13 protein-coding genes are annotated in these 15343 nt (G+C 43.0%); 4 read left to right on the top strand and 9 right to left on the bottom strand.

Annotated features, from left to right (window positions below):
- Complete coding sequence (locus NU887_RS05590; protein ID WP_258422374.1) at nucleotides 1–1266, top strand: carboxypeptidase-like regulatory domain-containing protein; 1266 nt, start codon at nucleotides 1–3, stop codon at nucleotides 1264–1266.
- Nucleotides 1267–1551: 285 nt separating this feature from the next.
- On the opposite strand, the gene NU887_RS05585 is transcribed toward NU887_RS05590, so the two are convergent.
- Nucleotides 1552–2778, bottom strand: coding sequence for a cation:proton antiporter (locus NU887_RS05585; protein WP_258422373.1), 1227 nt, complete (start codon nucleotides 2776–2778; stop codon nucleotides 1552–1554).
- Nucleotides 2779–2787: 9 nt separating this feature from the next.
- Nucleotides 2788–3618 carry a universal stress protein gene (locus tag NU887_RS05580; protein ID WP_258422372.1) on the bottom strand — a complete coding sequence of 277 codons (831 nt, stop codon included), beginning with the start codon at nucleotides 3616–3618 and terminating at the stop codon, nucleotides 2788–2790.
- Between the two features lie 241 nt (nucleotides 3619–3859).
- Here NU887_RS05580 and NU887_RS05575 point away from each other — a divergent pair, with 241 nt between their 5' ends.
- Both NU887_RS05575 and NU887_RS05570 read left to right on the top strand, forming a co-directional pair.
- On the top strand, nucleotides 3860–5476 hold the full coding sequence (locus tag NU887_RS05575) for a M14 family metallopeptidase (protein ID WP_258422371.1): 1617 nt from the start codon (nucleotides 3860–3862) through the stop codon (nucleotides 5474–5476).
- 12 nt (nucleotides 5477–5488) lie between these two features.
- Complete coding sequence (locus NU887_RS05570) at nucleotides 5489–7228, top strand: M14 family metallopeptidase (RefSeq protein WP_258422370.1); 1740 nt, start codon at nucleotides 5489–5491, stop codon at nucleotides 7226–7228.
- A 243-nt stretch (nucleotides 7229–7471) separates the two neighbouring features.
- Here the strand turns inward: NU887_RS05570 and NU887_RS05565 are convergent, their stop codons facing one another.
- From NU887_RS05565 to NU887_RS05555, 4 genes are all read right to left on the bottom strand, one after another.
- Nucleotides 7472–8053, bottom strand: coding sequence for a DUF4256 domain-containing protein (locus NU887_RS05565; protein WP_258422369.1), 582 nt, complete (start codon nucleotides 8051–8053; stop codon nucleotides 7472–7474).
- A gap of 11 nt (nucleotides 8054–8064) precedes the next feature.
- On the bottom strand, nucleotides 8065–8379 hold the full coding sequence (locus tag NU887_RS21240) for a type II toxin-antitoxin system RelE/ParE family toxin (RefSeq protein ID WP_420839721.1): 315 nt from the start codon (nucleotides 8377–8379) through the stop codon (nucleotides 8065–8067).
- Complete coding sequence (locus tag NU887_RS05560; RefSeq protein ID WP_258422368.1) at nucleotides 8367–8549, bottom strand: hypothetical protein; 183 nt, start codon at nucleotides 8547–8549, stop codon at nucleotides 8367–8369. Before NU887_RS05560 ends, NU887_RS21240 begins: the two co-directional genes overlap by 13 nt.
- Before the next feature lie 233 nt (nucleotides 8550–8782).
- Complete coding sequence (locus NU887_RS05555) at nucleotides 8783–9331, bottom strand: hypothetical protein (RefSeq protein WP_241125980.1); 549 nt, start codon at nucleotides 9329–9331, stop codon at nucleotides 8783–8785.
- Between the two features lie 81 nt (nucleotides 9332–9412).
- On the opposite strand from NU887_RS05555, the gene NU887_RS05550 reads away from it, so the two are divergent.
- On the top strand, nucleotides 9413–10150 hold the full coding sequence (locus tag NU887_RS05550) for a CBS domain-containing protein (protein ID WP_258422367.1): 738 nt from the start codon (nucleotides 9413–9415) through the stop codon (nucleotides 10148–10150).
- Between the two features lie 1088 nt (nucleotides 10151–11238).
- On the opposite strand, the gene NU887_RS05545 is transcribed toward NU887_RS05550, so the two are convergent.
- The 3 genes from NU887_RS05545 to NU887_RS05535 form a co-directional block, all read right to left on the bottom strand.
- Complete coding sequence (locus NU887_RS05545; RefSeq protein ID WP_258422366.1) at nucleotides 11239–12483, bottom strand: NAD(P)/FAD-dependent oxidoreductase; 1245 nt, start codon at nucleotides 12481–12483, stop codon at nucleotides 11239–11241.
- Nucleotides 12484–12688: 205 nt separating this feature from the next.
- On the bottom strand, nucleotides 12689–13693 hold the full coding sequence (locus NU887_RS05540; RefSeq protein ID WP_258422365.1) for a 4-hydroxyproline epimerase: 1005 nt from the start codon (nucleotides 13691–13693) through the stop codon (nucleotides 12689–12691).
- Nucleotides 13694–13845: 152 nt separating this feature from the next.
- On the bottom strand, nucleotides 13846–15339 hold the full coding sequence (locus NU887_RS05535; protein ID WP_258422490.1) for an aldehyde dehydrogenase (NADP(+)): 1494 nt from the start codon (nucleotides 15337–15339) through the stop codon (nucleotides 13846–13848).
- Nucleotides 15340–15343: the final 4 nt, after the last annotated feature.

The raw sequence follows: 15343 nt of genomic DNA, 5'->3' as shown, positions 1-15343 counted from the left end.
ATGAAAAGTTACACTTTCGAGTACAACTTAAAATTTTTGGTTGCCTTTGGGATAATCTGGTTGGGTGTAACCACTGAAATTCTTGCCCAATACAGTCTCAAAGGTAGGGTGGTGGATGCGGAAACATTGGAGCCCTTACTTTTTGCTACTGTATTTATCAGTAATTCAAGCATAGGAACCTCTACCAACAAGAGCGGGGAATTTGAACTTACCATTCCCGAAGGAAACCATGAACTCGTAATCAGCTATATCGGTTTCCAAACTTTCAGCTATGCCATATCGACCAAAGTGTTGAGACCCTTTTATGAATTTAGAATATTGCAGGAAACCGTAGAGCTCGAAGAAAGTGAAGTAAAAGAAAAAAGAGACAAATCTTGGTATGATAACCTTGCGGTATTCAAGACCTTGTTTTTAGGAACTAGTGTCAACGCTTCCAATTGCGAAATCAAAAACCCCGAAGTATTGATATTGGATGGGGAGACAGTACCCGGCCGCCTTACCGCCCGCGCAAAAGATATCCTCGAAATCGAAAACCCTAACCTCGGCTATAACATCAAATATGTACTGACAGGCTTTGAATATGACAAAGAGCAAGGGCAGATTACCTATGCCGGATATCCTTATTTCCAGGAAGAAAATCTCCCGAAAAGGAGACAGAAAAAAGTTTATGAAAACAGGGAAAAAGCCTACCAGGGAAGTGTGATGCATTTTATGCGAAGTCTGTACAAGGATGAAATAGAATCTTCAGGTTTCAAGGTTTTTGCTACTCAGAGGGTACCCAATCCCAATTCCCAAAAACAGGCCTCTTCGGAAATAATTAATCCGGATGATGATTCAAAGGATGAAGACAGACCTGCTAAACAAGAAAGGCCTGTAGGGTTCAAAGCTATGGATTCCTTAGATGTCCCTTTCAACGAACCTATTGATCCGGCGAAATTAATCCAAAAAACAGCAGACGGAAAGGTATTTATCACATACAATAAGCCGGTTTACATCAATTTTTCACGGGAAATCGAGGAAAGCTCATTTTTCCCTTATAGTTTGAGGAACCTAAATTTTACCATTCGGAATTTGGGATCAGAGTCCGGCGAATCTGAAGAAAAGAGACCCGGTCAACTTAGTATCCTGTTGCTGAGGGCCAAAGCTGTACAGGTATTTGAAAACGGGAGCTACTACCATCCATTTGACCTTTTTCTGCAAGGTTATATGGCTTGGGAAAAAATCGGTGACCAATTGCCTTTGGAGTATGAAACGGATAATAAATGAGACAAATCATATTACCAGGGATAATAAAATAAACCGAAAATTTTTTATCCAACACAAAAGTTTACTTCCAGAGATAGGGGAAATATTGAACATCTCTTGGCCATAATTACCCACAGATAAAATCCTAACAAATAGGTAAAAGTGAATATCCAATTGGAAAGTATGACGATGGATGGCAGGTCTTTTTCAGCAACTTATTCATACCAAGTTCAGAAAAAACCAAAATCCCTGTTCAGAATGGACAGGGATTTTGCTTATAGGGGAATTATCACTCAAGGTAAATATTTACTTTTTCAAAGCCCACTTCATCAACGGACCGCTTGACATGCTTGTGACAATGGCCATTACTACCAAAGCGACAAAAACTTTTTCATCTATCAATCCATTTTCCAGAGCAATTAAACCCAAGATTATTTCCATTGCACCTCGGGCATTCATCCCAAACCCAACTGCCAATGATTCCTTGAAATTGAATCCCCCTCTTGAAGCGCCATATCCGCTGCCGATTATCTTTCCGGCAAAAGAAATCACCAGAATTGCCAGAGTAAGGAGGATTTCAAAATTTGTAAAGAAGTTGATTTTCAATCCAATGGAAACAAAAAACAGCGGCGCAAAGATATTGTTGATGAATTGGTGGACGATCTCTTTGGCTCTTTCGGACATATGTTCCGAATCTCCTAAAGCAACCCCGAGAAGGAAAGCACCGAAAATAGCATGAATACCCAACCATTCAGTAAATGCCGCAGCCAGGAAGCAAAAAGCCATTGAAAGCGAAAGCACTCCTCCTGGCCAGGCCAGTTTTTTATTGACCCAAGGCAGCACCCTGTTGATAATAAACTTACCCAAGGTCAACATAAAAAAGGTAAATAAAAGTGTGATCCCCACCGTCTGAATGAGGGAAAGGTTTCCGCTTTTTCCCATAAAGGAAAGAATCACCGAGAAAATCAGCCATCCTATAATGTCATTCACCATCGCTGATGCCACGATCAACATCCCCATTTTGGTCTTGAAAAGGTTGAGATCCATCAAGATCCTGACCACCACCGGTAAGGCTGTAATGGACATAGCTGTCCCCATAAAAAGGGAAAACAAAAGCCTGTCTCCATCTGCCAAACCAAAAAATGATGAAAAGAAATAGGGAAATACAAATCCAAGAATAAACGGGACAAACAACCCAAGTAAACTAATGCTCAATGCGGCTTTTCCTTGGGACCATACAAGGTGCAGTTCTACCTCAAGACCTGCGATGAACAATAAAAGCACAACAGCAATCTGCACAAAACCATCCAAAGCAAGATTTGCATTGGGATTGCTCATGAAGAGGTATTCATGAAATTCTGGAACAAAGGTACCAAGGATCGTCGGTCCCAAAAGTATTCCTGCGAGTAATTCCCCAACAACAGCAGGCTGCTTGAACTTTTGCGCAACCTCCGCAAAAATCCTTGCCAGCAACAGCATTGCTGCCAATTGCAGAAAAAGATTGACTACATCTTGATGTGATAAACTCTCCATGTAGCCTTGTTATTTTTTAAGTATCAATAAATTGCAGGGTAGGTTGTTAAGGATTTCTTCCAAGTCATGGGGAAAAAGTCTATCCAAAAACCCAAGTTTTCCCTCATCGCCTACAATGAGTAAGTCTGCTTTGACATCTTCAGCAAATTTCGCGAGCTCAATTGCCCATTTGCCGCAAGTGACTTTAACATTGACTTTGAGGTCACCTTTGTCAAGGTCTTTTAGGATATTATTGACATACGCAACTTCATCTGCAACAAGTTTCCTACGGGTCGATGCAATTTCTTCTTCTCCTCCTTCTCCGGCAGTTGCCATTTGAAAGCCATACATTTTGATTTCGTTTACTATATAGATCTGTTTGGCTCCGTCTTTTTTGCACCATTCAAGTCCCTTTTGAATGACCAGAGGAGTCTGATCCTGTTCTGTTCCATTGATAACAACTTTGTCAAACGGAGTAGGCTTTTCCAAGGGCTCTATCAATACCAATGCAGAACATTTTGAATTCCTTATGATTTTTCTTGCTATAGATCCAATGTAGTAATTCAAAAGGCTTTCACTTTTGAGCGCCCCAGCCACGAGAAGATCCACATTTTCGGCTTCACAGGTCTGAAGTATTCTTTTGGCAGGCTTGCCTTCGGTCCAGATCGTCTTCACTTCGCTTCCCAAAAGACCATGTTTTTGAAGCAGTTCATTGAGTTTTTCTTCCAAGGCCACGGTTTTTTCTCCGACATGGATGAGCAACAATTCGGCTTGAAAGAGATCTTTTAGTCTTTTGGATTCGGCAATCAAAGCCTCCATTCTTGGAGAGAAAGCGATAGCAAGGGCAATTTTACGAAACATAACTAGGAACCAGTATTTGTGGAAAAATACCATTTTTTTTGGCTTGGAAATAACTTTTTCAGCTTTGTTTTTTAAACGGCCCAAAATCAGATCCCACTTATCCATGCTGAAAACCTTTTAAAAACGTGCAAATCAATAGGACGAAACCGCTTTTATTTAACGGTTTAAATTTTGTAACATAGCACGGCAAAAGACACCGACCGTGTCTTTTTTCATTAAAGAACTAAACCTGATATACTTTATGAAGAAAATGTATTTATCGTTGGTAGCGGGTGCGGGATTGCTCTTTTCCGTAAACGCTTTCACGCTGGCGCAAGGGGATTATCCCACATTGGGCCAGGTTACCCAAAGGCTTCAGGCAATTTCCGGAAGCGGTAGTGCAGCCAAACTCAGTTCCCTAACCAAGACCGAGGGCGGGAAAGACATCTGGGTAGTCAAAATCGGAAAAGGAGATCTGGATAACAAGCCCGCCATCGCAGTAGTCGGCGGAGCAGAAGGTTTCCATGTCCTCAGCGTGGAATTGGCAGTCCAATTTGCCGAAAGACTGGTCAAAGACCATGCAGCAGCATTGGACAAAAATACTTTTTACGTTTTTCCAAACATGTCACCTGATGCCTATGAGCAGTACCATGCTGCCCTAAAATATGAAAGAAGAGGCAATGCTGCCAAAGTCGATCACGACCGTGACGGACAAGTCTCAGAGGACGGATATGAAGACCTTAATAAAGACGGACTCATCACGATGATGCGTGTCGAAAGCCCGATGGGTGAGTACATGGTCAGTGACAAAGATGACAGGGTATTGGTCAAAGCTGACAGGTCCAAAGGCCAAAAAGGGAATTACATAATGATGCCCGAAAGCATGGACAAAGACAAAGATGGCAGCTTTGGTGAAGACTTGTCTGAAGGTATCGCCTTCAACAAAAATCAGACTTACAAATTCCCGATTTTCCAACCATTGGCAGGTGATTTTGCGGTATCGCAAGTGGAAAGCCGCGCCTTATTAGATTACCTTTTCAATCAGTGGAACATCTTCGCTTTCGTGACTTTCAGTCCGGCTAACAACCTTTCGGCCCCACTTAAATACAATGCCGGTGATGCAAGAAAGAGAATCATCACCTCTATGTTGGAAAAAGATGTAGCGCTCAACAGTATGGTTTCAGGAATTTACAATGAAACCATCAGCCAAAAGGCCTTTAACCAAAACAATCAGGGTACAGATGGAGACTTCTTCCAATGGGCATATTTCCACTTTGGAAGACTCAGCTTCAGCACCCCGGGATGGTGGGTTCCTGAGGTCAAAGGAGAAGACGGAAAGTCAAACAACAATGCAGAAATCAACTTCCTCGCTTGGGCAGCCAAAGAAAACCTTTCCAATGTATTCGCACCTTGGACAGCGGTGACGCACCCCGATTTCCCGGGACAAAAAGTAGAAGTAGGCGGCATCAAGCCTTTTGTGATGTACAATCCTCCTTTTGCCAAAGTGGATTCAATTGCTATTGAGCATACGGCATTTATCTTGAAGCTAGCCGAGATGAGTCCAAAGCTGGAGTTTCACAATGTGAAATCAGAGAAACTTGGCAACGGTCTGACTAGAATCACCGCAGACCTTTTCAACAATTCTTCTTTGCCGACACATTCTGAAATGGGTGAAAAATCCCGTTGGTTGAGGAATATCAGGGTAGACATCAGCAAAGATGCTGCGGACTTAGTTTCCGGTGAAAAAATCAAGCTGATCAATAAGCTTGATGCTTATGGCAAAATTACGCTGTCATGGGTCGTCAAAGGAAGCGGCTCAGTGGATATCAAAGCCGGTGCAGCACATACCGGTATCGCCACACTCAATGTGAAACTCTAAACCGACAAAAAAATGAAATTCAAAAACTGGATATATACAACTGCCTTAGGACTGGCAATCGGTTTTGCAGGCATTCAGGAGACCAACGCACAGGAAAAATATTTCCGCGCCATCGGTACTCCGCACAATCCCAAAGTTCCTGTTTCCTGGAACAGGTACCATACCAACCTTGCTTTGGAGGAAATCATGAAGGATATGGCCAAAAAGCATCCCGATCTGGTGAAGCTCGAAAGTATCGGTAAATCTTTCCAAGGAAACGACATTTGGGTATTGATCGTCACGGACTTCAAAGCGGGCAAAGCTGAGGACAAACCGGGTATGTGGATCGATGGCAACATCCACTCCAACGAGATTCAGGGAACTGAATTCACCCTTTACACCGCTTGGTACCTTTCTGAAATGTATGGCGAACTGGAATTCATCACCCAATTGCTCAAAGACAAAACCTTCTATATCGCACCTACCATCAATCCGGATGCGCACGATAACTTTATCAAGGAACCAAACACGCTGAATTCTCCACGATCAGGCATGATGAATATGGATGATGACGGCGACGGGATGATCGGCGAGGATCCTTTTGATGACATCAACAAAGACGGTCATATCACGATGATGATCAGAAAATCACCTACAGGCCGTTATATCAAGGACCAAATGGATCCTAGAAAGCTCATCATGGTCGCTCCTGATCAAAAAGGAGAATATGAAATGTTGGGTTTTGAAGGAATAGACAATGACGGTGACGGTGAAATCAACGACGATGCCATCGGGTATTATGACCCTAACCGTGATTGGGGATGGAACTGGCAGCCGGATTATGTACAGCGCGGTGCTTGGAAGTATCCTTTCAGCGTGCCTGAAAACAAGGCCGTAATGGAATATGTGATGAAGCATCCCAACATTGCCGCAGCGCAAAGCTACCACAACTATGGCGGCATGATCCTCAGAGGTCCGGGGGCTGAAGAGGACTTGGGAACGTATAACCAAACTGACATCCGAATCTATGATGCTATTGCCAAGAAAGGCGAAGAATTCATGCCGGGTTATAAATACCTGGTGGTGTACAAAGACCTTTACTCCGTATTTGGCGGTCAATTGGATTGGTTCTATGGCGGAAGGGGAATTTTCACCTATTCCAATGAATTGATGACTTCTTATCTCTATGTGCACAAAAATGCAGGAAGAGGCAATCAGGATGAGCAAATGATGGTGGACACTTACCTGACTTTTGGCGATGCATTTGTCAACTGGGCAGAATATGACCACCCTCAATATGGCAAAATCGAAGTCGGCGGATTCAAGAAAAACTTTGGCCGTCTGCACCCGGGATTCCTTTTGGAGCAAGATGCCCATAGAAATGCCGCCTTCACCATCCTCCACGGCTACCATACTCCAAAACTCAGCGTGATGGATGTCAAAGAAGAAGACCTTGGAGGAGGATTAAAAGCAGTTACAGCGACGATCTACAACGAAAGATTGATCCCAACCCACTCCAGCCAAGATCTGAAATACAAAATCGAAAGACCTGATTATGTCAGCATCACCGGCGCCAAAGTAGTGGCAGGTTTTGTGGTGGACAATGAGGATTTCAACAGACTTTCCGAGCAAAAGACAAATCCTGAAAAAATCTCAGTTGCCAATATCCCGGGAATGGGTGCGGTAAAAGTAAGATGGATCGTCTCCGGCAACAGCAGCTACAGCATCAATGTAGATTCTGCCAAAGGCGGAAAAGCAAGCTGGAAGAAGTAATAATTGTCCACAGTTGACGGTCTACGGTCCACGGTGGATAGTCACCAAATAGAAATAGCTACCTGAGATATCGGGTAGCTATTTTCATTTTAGAAAATATTGATTTTGATTGAAATAGAATCTTGGGTAAAATTTTATAACTCAAAATTGGGCAAATTATGAGTTATAAATCTGATTTTTATAACTCATCGCAAATCATTGATCCAAAACAATTACCTGAAAATACATTCTGGAAGATTGAAATCAGATCCGAAGCTTCCCGCGGAATGCCCGGACTCCATAATAAGATTGGGCTCCATTATGATAGGTAAAAACATGGTCATAGCGACGGTCGCAAAAAAGTGCTCCCCCAAGTTTCCTGACGGCATCGGGTGTTTGGATCCAACTTGAGGTTTTGGTATCGAACTCACCCAACTGCTGAAATTCCCGGTATTCGGATTCGGTCAGGATGTCAATGCCCATTTCAGCAGCAATGTCTACAGCGTTGTTTGCAGGGGGAAAATCTTTCCTCGATTCCAATCCTTCCCGGTCAAAGCAAATGCTCCTACGGCCTTTTGGGCTTTCTGCCGAACAGTCATAAAAAATAAATTCTCCAGTGTTGTCATCGAAGCCGACCACATCAGGTTCTCCGCCTGTGATTTCCATTTGATGCAGTGACCAAAGCTTTTCTAGGCTTCCTTTGCCATTGAGATGGAATTCCAATTTGGATTGGACCGAAGCCCATTCCAAGCCTTGGTGACGGTTTTTGTTTTTCTCAAACCTGGATTTCAACGTTCTGAAAAGCACTTCGCGCTGATCGCTTGACAATTCCTTTTTAGTATCCATGGCTCTTCCTACTAAACTATTGGAGTAAAAATATCAATCCTTTTTCCTAGATCTCTAGCTGAATGGTGAATTGTCAGAATATCTATCCTTGATTCATCAACAATTCTATATATTATTAAATAATTTCCTTCAACAAGATGTCTAATTTCTTTCTTGCCGAAGAATTCTAAAATCTGACCAGAATATGAGTTTGTCTTAAGGATTTGCGTTCTATTCTTAATTCTTTGGATTTGAAGCGAGGCATACTTTTTTGAGTCTTTGCTTATATATTCCGCAATTTCCTTCAAATCAATAACCGATTGTGCGGTCCAATTTATTCGAACCATTTGCCGATTTCCTTTTCGAGTTCTTCTTCAGAAATAAATCTTCCCTCATTGGAGTCCATCAAGCCTTTTTCTACTTTTTGGATCAAAATCAATTGTCCTACCAATTCATCCAAAGAAAACTCTTCAGGCAGTTTTTCCAATTGCTTTTTAACCATAGTTTTTGTCAACATACCTCTTCGATTTAATCAAATATAAAAAAAATGTGTTTTCAATAACAGAATACCTCGAATCGAACTCTTTATTTTTCACATTTCACAAAATCAATTTTAACAAGTCATTAAGACAATCCGCATCTTTCCATATCTCAAAAACTTCGATCCTCCTACTTTTCACCTCAAACCTTCAACTTCTTACCCAATTCCCAACTTTAAAACTTTTTTAACCTTGAAACCTTCAAACTTAATCAATCCTCCTTCCCCGCCCCTTTAAAGTAATCTTCCTTATCGGCAAAGAGCACATTGAAAGTGGTCAGTGAACCGTATGCTCGGGTGATATATTGCTGCAGTGCGATCCTGTCCTGATCGTCGAGTTTCTCGTGGTTGTTGATATTTTGCTCAAGCACGCGGAGTCGCTCCCTGACCATGACGATCTTGTGAAAAAATGTCGCGATCGGCACTTCCTTGTTGCTCAGTTCGGGATTGTAGGGATTGAGAATCATGGTACCTTTGAGCCACTTTTGGGCCATGCTGACCTTTGGCAAAGCTTCCGCAGGTGGGATTTTTTTGATGGCGTTTTCTACTGCCCTTTCGATATCCGCAAGGCTGAATGCTATCGGTTCTGCTTCTTTCTTTTCGATGAGTTCAAAATGCTGAAAGTCCCTTGCGATGGTTTTGACCTCTGCGATAAAGTTGAAATAAATCTTGTAATAGGAAGCGTCTGCCTCCACGACTACCCCTTTTCCAAATTTTGGATGTCTGACTTGACTGCCGATTCCCAATTCCATTGCTGACATAAAATATATGATTTTGTTACCTAACTATCCGGTCAATATAAAGGGTATTTTTATAAATTCACAAAACCAAAACAACAAAGTATGAAATCCCTTGACCGGCTCCGCCTGCTATTTGAAGAACAGATCAATGTCATGCCCATCGCTGAAGATCTGCTTGTTTTTGGAATTGAAAATTACAGGGAAGAAATGGAAAAACGGAATTTCCAATCGGCCGTTGTGGACGTGAATGGGGTTTTGATGAAGTTTGACTTGGATGACGAGAGGCCGGTTCCTATCGCTTCGGAAGATATTTTGCCGTCAGATACGCCTCTATTATTTGCTTTCCGAAAACTTATCGAAAAGAGACGGTATTTCATTGAAGAAGATGGGAAAATCGCACACATCGTCACCCGGACTGACCTCGACAAGATTCCGCTCAGGATTGGGTTTTTTGGATTGATCAGCCTATTGGAAACCCACCTGAAGGAACTGATCCGCAAATACCTGCCGCATTGGGAAGAAAGCATTTCCGAAAACCGGCTCAACAGTGCCCGGTCACTTTATGAGTGGAAAAAGGGAAGGAAGGAAGAAATAGATTTGGTGCAATGCCTGCAGTTTGGTGACTTGGGTTCAATCTTTTCCAAAAACCTACGCTTCAAAAAATTTGATCCGGAGTATAGCAGAGACCGCTTTGTCAAGATGATGAATGACATCGGACAGTTGCGCGATGCACTTGCCCACTCTCAGGGAAATCTGGGTTTTTCATGGGAGGAAATAGACCATATCATCCGGTTTATCAGGATTATTATCGATGCAGAAGATCAGGTTTTTGAGGAATAGGATTAAGTGGTTATCGGCTTCTTTTCCAGTAAGGTTAAATTATACTTCAAACAGGACGGAAGACCAAAGTCGGAAGTCGGAAGTATCGGGCTTCTCAGTGTTTGGCCAAGAATTATATCAAGTTATCATTTTGCTGGCATCATAGCATACATAAATAGGTGGGGCGTAGCCCTTAAATCTTCGTAGCAAATTGACATGGTAAATGAACGAAAGGGGCGTAGCCCTGAGATCTATCATTCATGCGTATTTGCCATAGGCATTATGATTTCAGGGCTACGCCCCTCTTGGTACCGATATTGACTTGGTAATTACAAAGATTGAAGGGCTACGCCCCATTGTCAATCTGAAATGATTTTGATTTGAAATCCATTGGGATATTCATCAAACGAGAAGACATAAGAACATGTATCCCTATCCTTTTCAAGGGCGTGGCACCCAAATCTTCGTAAACATCCCTTTCTCCTTTTAGTCTTAATCTCACGGCACCCACAGCTAGCATAAGCAAAAAATTGGCAGCTGGTTTTTATTCTCGAATCTTCAAATGGTTAACTCTCAAATAATGAAAGAGTCGCTCAAACTCGGTCAAGTCGTCTTTTTCTGATAAATCAATTTTGTCACTGTCTTTAATTTTTAAAATCAAGTTTCTGTTCACTTGTCCGTGGAAATAGAAGTTGTTTTCAGTCCAACTCTGTAGCTGTCCTAAGTTCAATTTCCTCTCGGGTCTTAATATTTGTCGGATAATTAATTTGTCTCCCGATAGTTTAAAGTCTTTGTGTTTTCTAATGATTTCAAAAATCATCACTATTCCAAAGAGTCCTATTAACGCGAAGATGTGTCCGAGTTCTTGAATTGTCCCACGGTAAAAATAAATTGTTAGGAATAAGTTTATCCCTGCAAAAAAAATCCATAATGGAAGTAATTTCTTGTTCATCCTTTTTCCCAAAAAACTTGCTGCCAACAATTGTAAATCAACAAGACCAATTTAAATCTACCCAATCTGGGCTGGAATCAACAGTATTGCTGTTATTTTCAATTACCTAAACTTAAACTCTTTTAGTTAATTATCCAATCCATACACAGGGGAATGCTCAAAACCTATCCACCTTAAACCCTGCCAATTCCATACTTGGGGATTTTTGGGCATAGAGTTCTGCAAGGATCTTTCCTGTCGCGGGTGCCAAACTGATTCCCATCATGGAATGGCCGCTGCCGACAAGGACATTCTTCCAATTTGGCGCAAAACCGATATACGGCAAACCGTCCGGTGAACAGGGTCTCAGGCCTTTCCAGATCTGATCGGTTTCGGGGAATTTGGATTGAAAATCCGGATAATACCGGTTGATGGATTCGAAGATTCCCTTGACCCGGTTGATGTTGATGGACTCGTCCGTGCCGGCGATTTCCATCGTGCCTCCAAAACGGATCTGATTGCCATAAGGACTGACGGCAACTTTCATTTCCGTCAAAATGCTCGCCTGCTTGATTTCAGGCTTGTTATCCTGGATAAAACTGTACCCTTTTCCGCCCATCATAGGAAGTGAAAAATCCAACATCTTAGCCAATTCGGCAGACCAAGCGCCTCCGCAAAGCACAAACTTATCCCCTTCGATTTTTCCTTCCGAAGTCAATACGCCGATGACTTTGTCGGATTTTGTTTCAAATCCGGTGACTGTCACTTTGTTCTTGAACTGCACACCATTTTCTTCCAAATGATTTTTCAAAAAGCCATACAAAGCAGCGGGGGAAAGGTGGGCATCACCGGGAAATAAAACTGCCCCACGTGCTTTTACCTCAAGGTTGGGTTCAATATTCCGGATATCCGCGGGGCTTAGGATTTCTGCAGCCAAACCATGTTTCTGCGCCAAATGTGCAAATTCAATCTCTTCCTTTTCAACCTCGGCAGTTTGGTAGATCATCATCAAACCTTTTTCTACCAACCCCAAGTTTGACTCGATGTGCTCAGCCTTGAACTGTTGGTACAACGCTTTGCTCATCAGGCTGAGGTTTTTCAGATAAGGAATGCTCTTTTCGACGTGGGATTTGTTGGCTGATTGGTAAAACAACCATGACCACTGCAACAGTTTTCGGTCAAATCTAGGGTGGATATAGAAGGGGCTTTTGGAGGAAAACATCCATGAAATCCCCTTGCTGATCATGCCAGGCGCGGCTAGCGGAATGATGTGACTCGGCACGATCATACCTGCATTGCCGGTGGAGCAATTGACCTGCATGTCACCTTTGTCGATGATGATGACTTCCGTTCCTGATTTTTGAAGGAAATACGCAGTAAACAGTCCGACGATCCCGCCGCCGATGATGATGGTTGGTTTCATTTAGACGTAAGATGAAAGACGTGAGACATGAGACTGAATTCTGGTAATGTTTGGATTTAAATGTTGTTGTTGGTGTAATTGTTGTCCGCTTCGCGTTGTCATAGTTATCTGCTACGCGTTGGCGGATAGTAAAGGGTTCTAATTTCTTTCTTTTTCGCTTCTCGCCTCTCGGTTCTAGGTTCTCGCCTCTAGCTTCTCGCTTCTTTCAGATTACCTGAAATCCATGCACATAAGGATCATCATCATCCAAGATGATTGTATTGTAGCCATATACCTTGGCCCATCCTTCGATACTTGGAACAATGGCGGGTTTGTCTCCGATCTCAGTCACTTCTTCTATCCGTCCTGTAAATTTGGACCCGATAAAACTCTCATGAATAAAATCATCTCCGGGCTTCAAAAGTCCTTTGGCAAACCACTGAGCCATCCTGGCCGAAGTGCCCGTCCCGCAGGGTGAGCGGTCGATGGCTTTGTCTCCGTAGAAAACCGCATTTCTTGCGGAACTTGTTGGATCAAGGGTTTTTCCGGTCCACATCACATGTGATAAACCGCGGATTTGGGAATGTTCAGGATGAACAAATTCATAGGTTTCATTCATTTTTTGTCTGAGATTCCTAGCCATAGAGATCAACTGCTCTGCCCTGAAATGCTCCAATCCAGGAAAATTTTTTTGCGGATCGACTATGCAATAGAAGTTGCCGCCATAAGCCACATCCACGATGAGTTTTCCGAGTTCTTCGGTCTCGATCTCCAGACTTTCGGCAGCAAGATAACTTTTGACATTGGTGAGTTTGACGGATTTAACTTTCTTGCCTTCCTGTTTGTAGGATACCAAAACCAATCCTGCCGGGGCCTCCATCCTCAAAAATCCCGGAGTCTTTGGATGGATCAATCCTTCCTCAATGGCGATGGTGATGGTACCGATGGTCCCGTGCCCACACATAGGAAGACAACCTGAGGTCTCGATAAAAAGCACCGCAAAGTCATTTTCAGGGTCATGGGGTGGGAATAGCATGGAGCCTGACATCATATCGTGACCCCGTGGTTCAAACATCAGACCTCTCCTTATCCAATCCAGTTTATCCAAAAAATATTGACGCTTTTCGAGCATGTTGTTACCTTTCAAAAAAGGCACACCACCTGAGACAACACGTACAGGGTTGCCACAGGTGTGGGCGTCTATACAGGAGAAGGTACTTCTAGTGGACATAAGAAATTGGAAGATTGGGAAAATCCGAAAATTTAATGTTGCAATGTTGTAAGGTTTTGAAAGTTGGAATGTTATATATCACCTAACTTCCAATTTAAGCCGATCTGTGGACTATGGACTGTTGACTGTTGACAAAAACAATTTTTTTCTGCCTACTTTATGAATTCTCCGTCTATTGTTCTCCATATCCCCAATGGATTGCTTTCTCTCAGTGCATCAGGCAATAAAATATCCGGCATGTCTTGGAATGCTATCGGTCTTGCAAATCTCTTGATTGCATAGACACCGACGGAAGTACTTCTGCTGTCAGAGGTGGATGGATAAGGACCTCCATGTTGCATGGCATAGCCGACTTCCACTCCGGTCGGAACGCCTTTGTACAGCATTCTGCCGCATTTCTCCTCAAGAAGATTGATCAGAAAAAGTTTGTCGCTGAGTTCTTCTTCTTCCGCCCAAATGGTAATGGTCAGCTGCCCATGGAGTTTTTCGGCTATGGCAAGCAAATCATCTTCCCCTTCATACACCACCATCAGCGCAAATGCCCCGAAAACTTCCTGTTGGAATTTGTCATCACTCAACCAATCCTTGGCTTTGATTTTTGCCAAGGCAGGATGGCCTTTGATCAAGTCTTTGGCTGCAGCTACTTTGACCCATTCCAATTCTTCTCTGCCCTGAAGGTATTGCAGTGCATTGTAATAAGCATCCGCAATGCCTTCATGCAGCATCGGTGCGGCGGCTATGTCCTCGATTTCGGATTTTATTGCTGCCGCAAATTCCTTTTGCAGACTTTTTGGGACAAAGATCAAACCCGGATTGGTACAGAACTGCCCCACCCCAAGGGTCAAAGAAGATATAAATGCTTTGGCACTTCCTGCAATGTCTTTGGAAAGTTTTTGCTCGAAGGTAAAAATCGGATTCACAGAACCCATTTCGGCATAAACAGGTATCGGTTCATTCCTTTGGCTTGCTGTCTTGAACAGTGCCATACCACCATAATGTGAACCGGTAAATGCGATGGCTTTTGCAATCGGATGGACTGCCAAGGCCTGTCCCTCTTTTGCTCCACCTTCCACATGCTGAAATATTCCATCCGGCAAAGCTGAATCTGTGACCGCTCTATGAATGACCTGGGCAACAAGTTTGGAAGTCTCAGGATGGGCAGGATGCGCCTTATAAATCACCGGACAACCAGCTGCTAAAGCAGAGACCGTATCACCTCCGGCTGTAGAAAATGCCAAGGGAAAATTACTCGCTCCAAATACGACGACCGGACCGAGTGGTGTCAAAAACCTTCGGATATCCGGTTTTGGTGCCGGAGTCCGGTTTGGATCTGCATGGTCGATGGTCGCTTCCACCCAACTTCCTTCCTCCACCAACTTTGCAAACATGCGGATCTGACCTGTGGTCCTACCGAGTTCACCGGTAATCCTTCCTTCGGGAAGGTTTGATTCTTTGGATGCCAAAGGGATAATGGTGGCTTTTTCAGCCTCCAATCCATCTGCGATTTTTCGGAGAAAAGCCGCTTTCTCTTTTCCTGGAAGGTTTTTATAAAACAAAAATGCTTCCTGTGCTTTGGCAAAAATCTGGTCGTAGGTCATGAGAGGAGTTTGGTTAATGGTTAATTGGTTATTGATGCTTGGTTGTATTTGT

Origin of the sequence: Aquiflexum gelatinilyticum (assembly GCF_024741135.1) — a bacterium.
In the GTDB taxonomy this organism is placed as follows: Bacteria; Bacteroidota; Bacteroidia; order Cytophagales; family Cyclobacteriaceae; genus Cognataquiflexum; species Cognataquiflexum gelatinilyticum.
The sequence above is the reverse complement of the archived record's forward strand: the minus strand, read 5'-3'. Positions and strand labels throughout refer to the sequence as shown.

Coding starts and splice junctions, on each gene's coding strand:
- NU887_RS05590 (WP_258422374.1), top strand. CDS start 1: ATGAAAAGTTACACTTTCGAGTACAACTTAAAATTTTTGGTTGCCTTT.
- NU887_RS05585 (WP_258422373.1), bottom strand. CDS start 2,778: ATGGAGAGTTTATCACATCAAGATGTAGTCAATCTTTTTCTGCAATTG.
- NU887_RS05580 (WP_258422372.1), bottom strand. CDS start 3,618: ATGTTTCGTAAAATTGCCCTTGCTATCGCTTTCTCTCCAAGAATGGAG.
- NU887_RS05575 (WP_258422371.1), top strand. CDS start 3,860: ATGAAGAAAATGTATTTATCGTTGGTAGCGGGTGCGGGATTGCTCTTT.
- NU887_RS05570 (WP_258422370.1), top strand. CDS start 5,489: ATGAAATTCAAAAACTGGATATATACAACTGCCTTAGGACTGGCAATC.
- NU887_RS05565 (WP_258422369.1), bottom strand. CDS start 8,053: ATGGATACTAAAAAGGAATTGTCAAGCGATCAGCGCGAAGTGCTTTTC.
- NU887_RS21240 (WP_420839721.1), bottom strand. CDS start 8,379: ATGGTTCGAATAAATTGGACCGCACAATCGGTTATTGATTTGAAGGAA.
- NU887_RS05560 (WP_258422368.1), bottom strand. CDS start 8,549: ATGTTGACAAAAACTATGGTTAAAAAGCAATTGGAAAAACTGCCTGAA.
- NU887_RS05555 (WP_241125980.1), bottom strand. CDS start 9,331: ATGTCAGCAATGGAATTGGGAATCGGCAGTCAAGTCAGACATCCAAAA.
- NU887_RS05550 (WP_258422367.1), top strand. CDS start 9,413: ATGAAATCCCTTGACCGGCTCCGCCTGCTATTTGAAGAACAGATCAAT.
- NU887_RS05545 (WP_258422366.1), bottom strand. CDS start 12,483: ATGAAACCAACCATCATCATCGGCGGCGGGATCGTCGGACTGTTTACT.
- NU887_RS05540 (WP_258422365.1), bottom strand. CDS start 13,693: ATGTCCACTAGAAGTACCTTCTCCTGTATAGACGCCCACACCTGTGGC.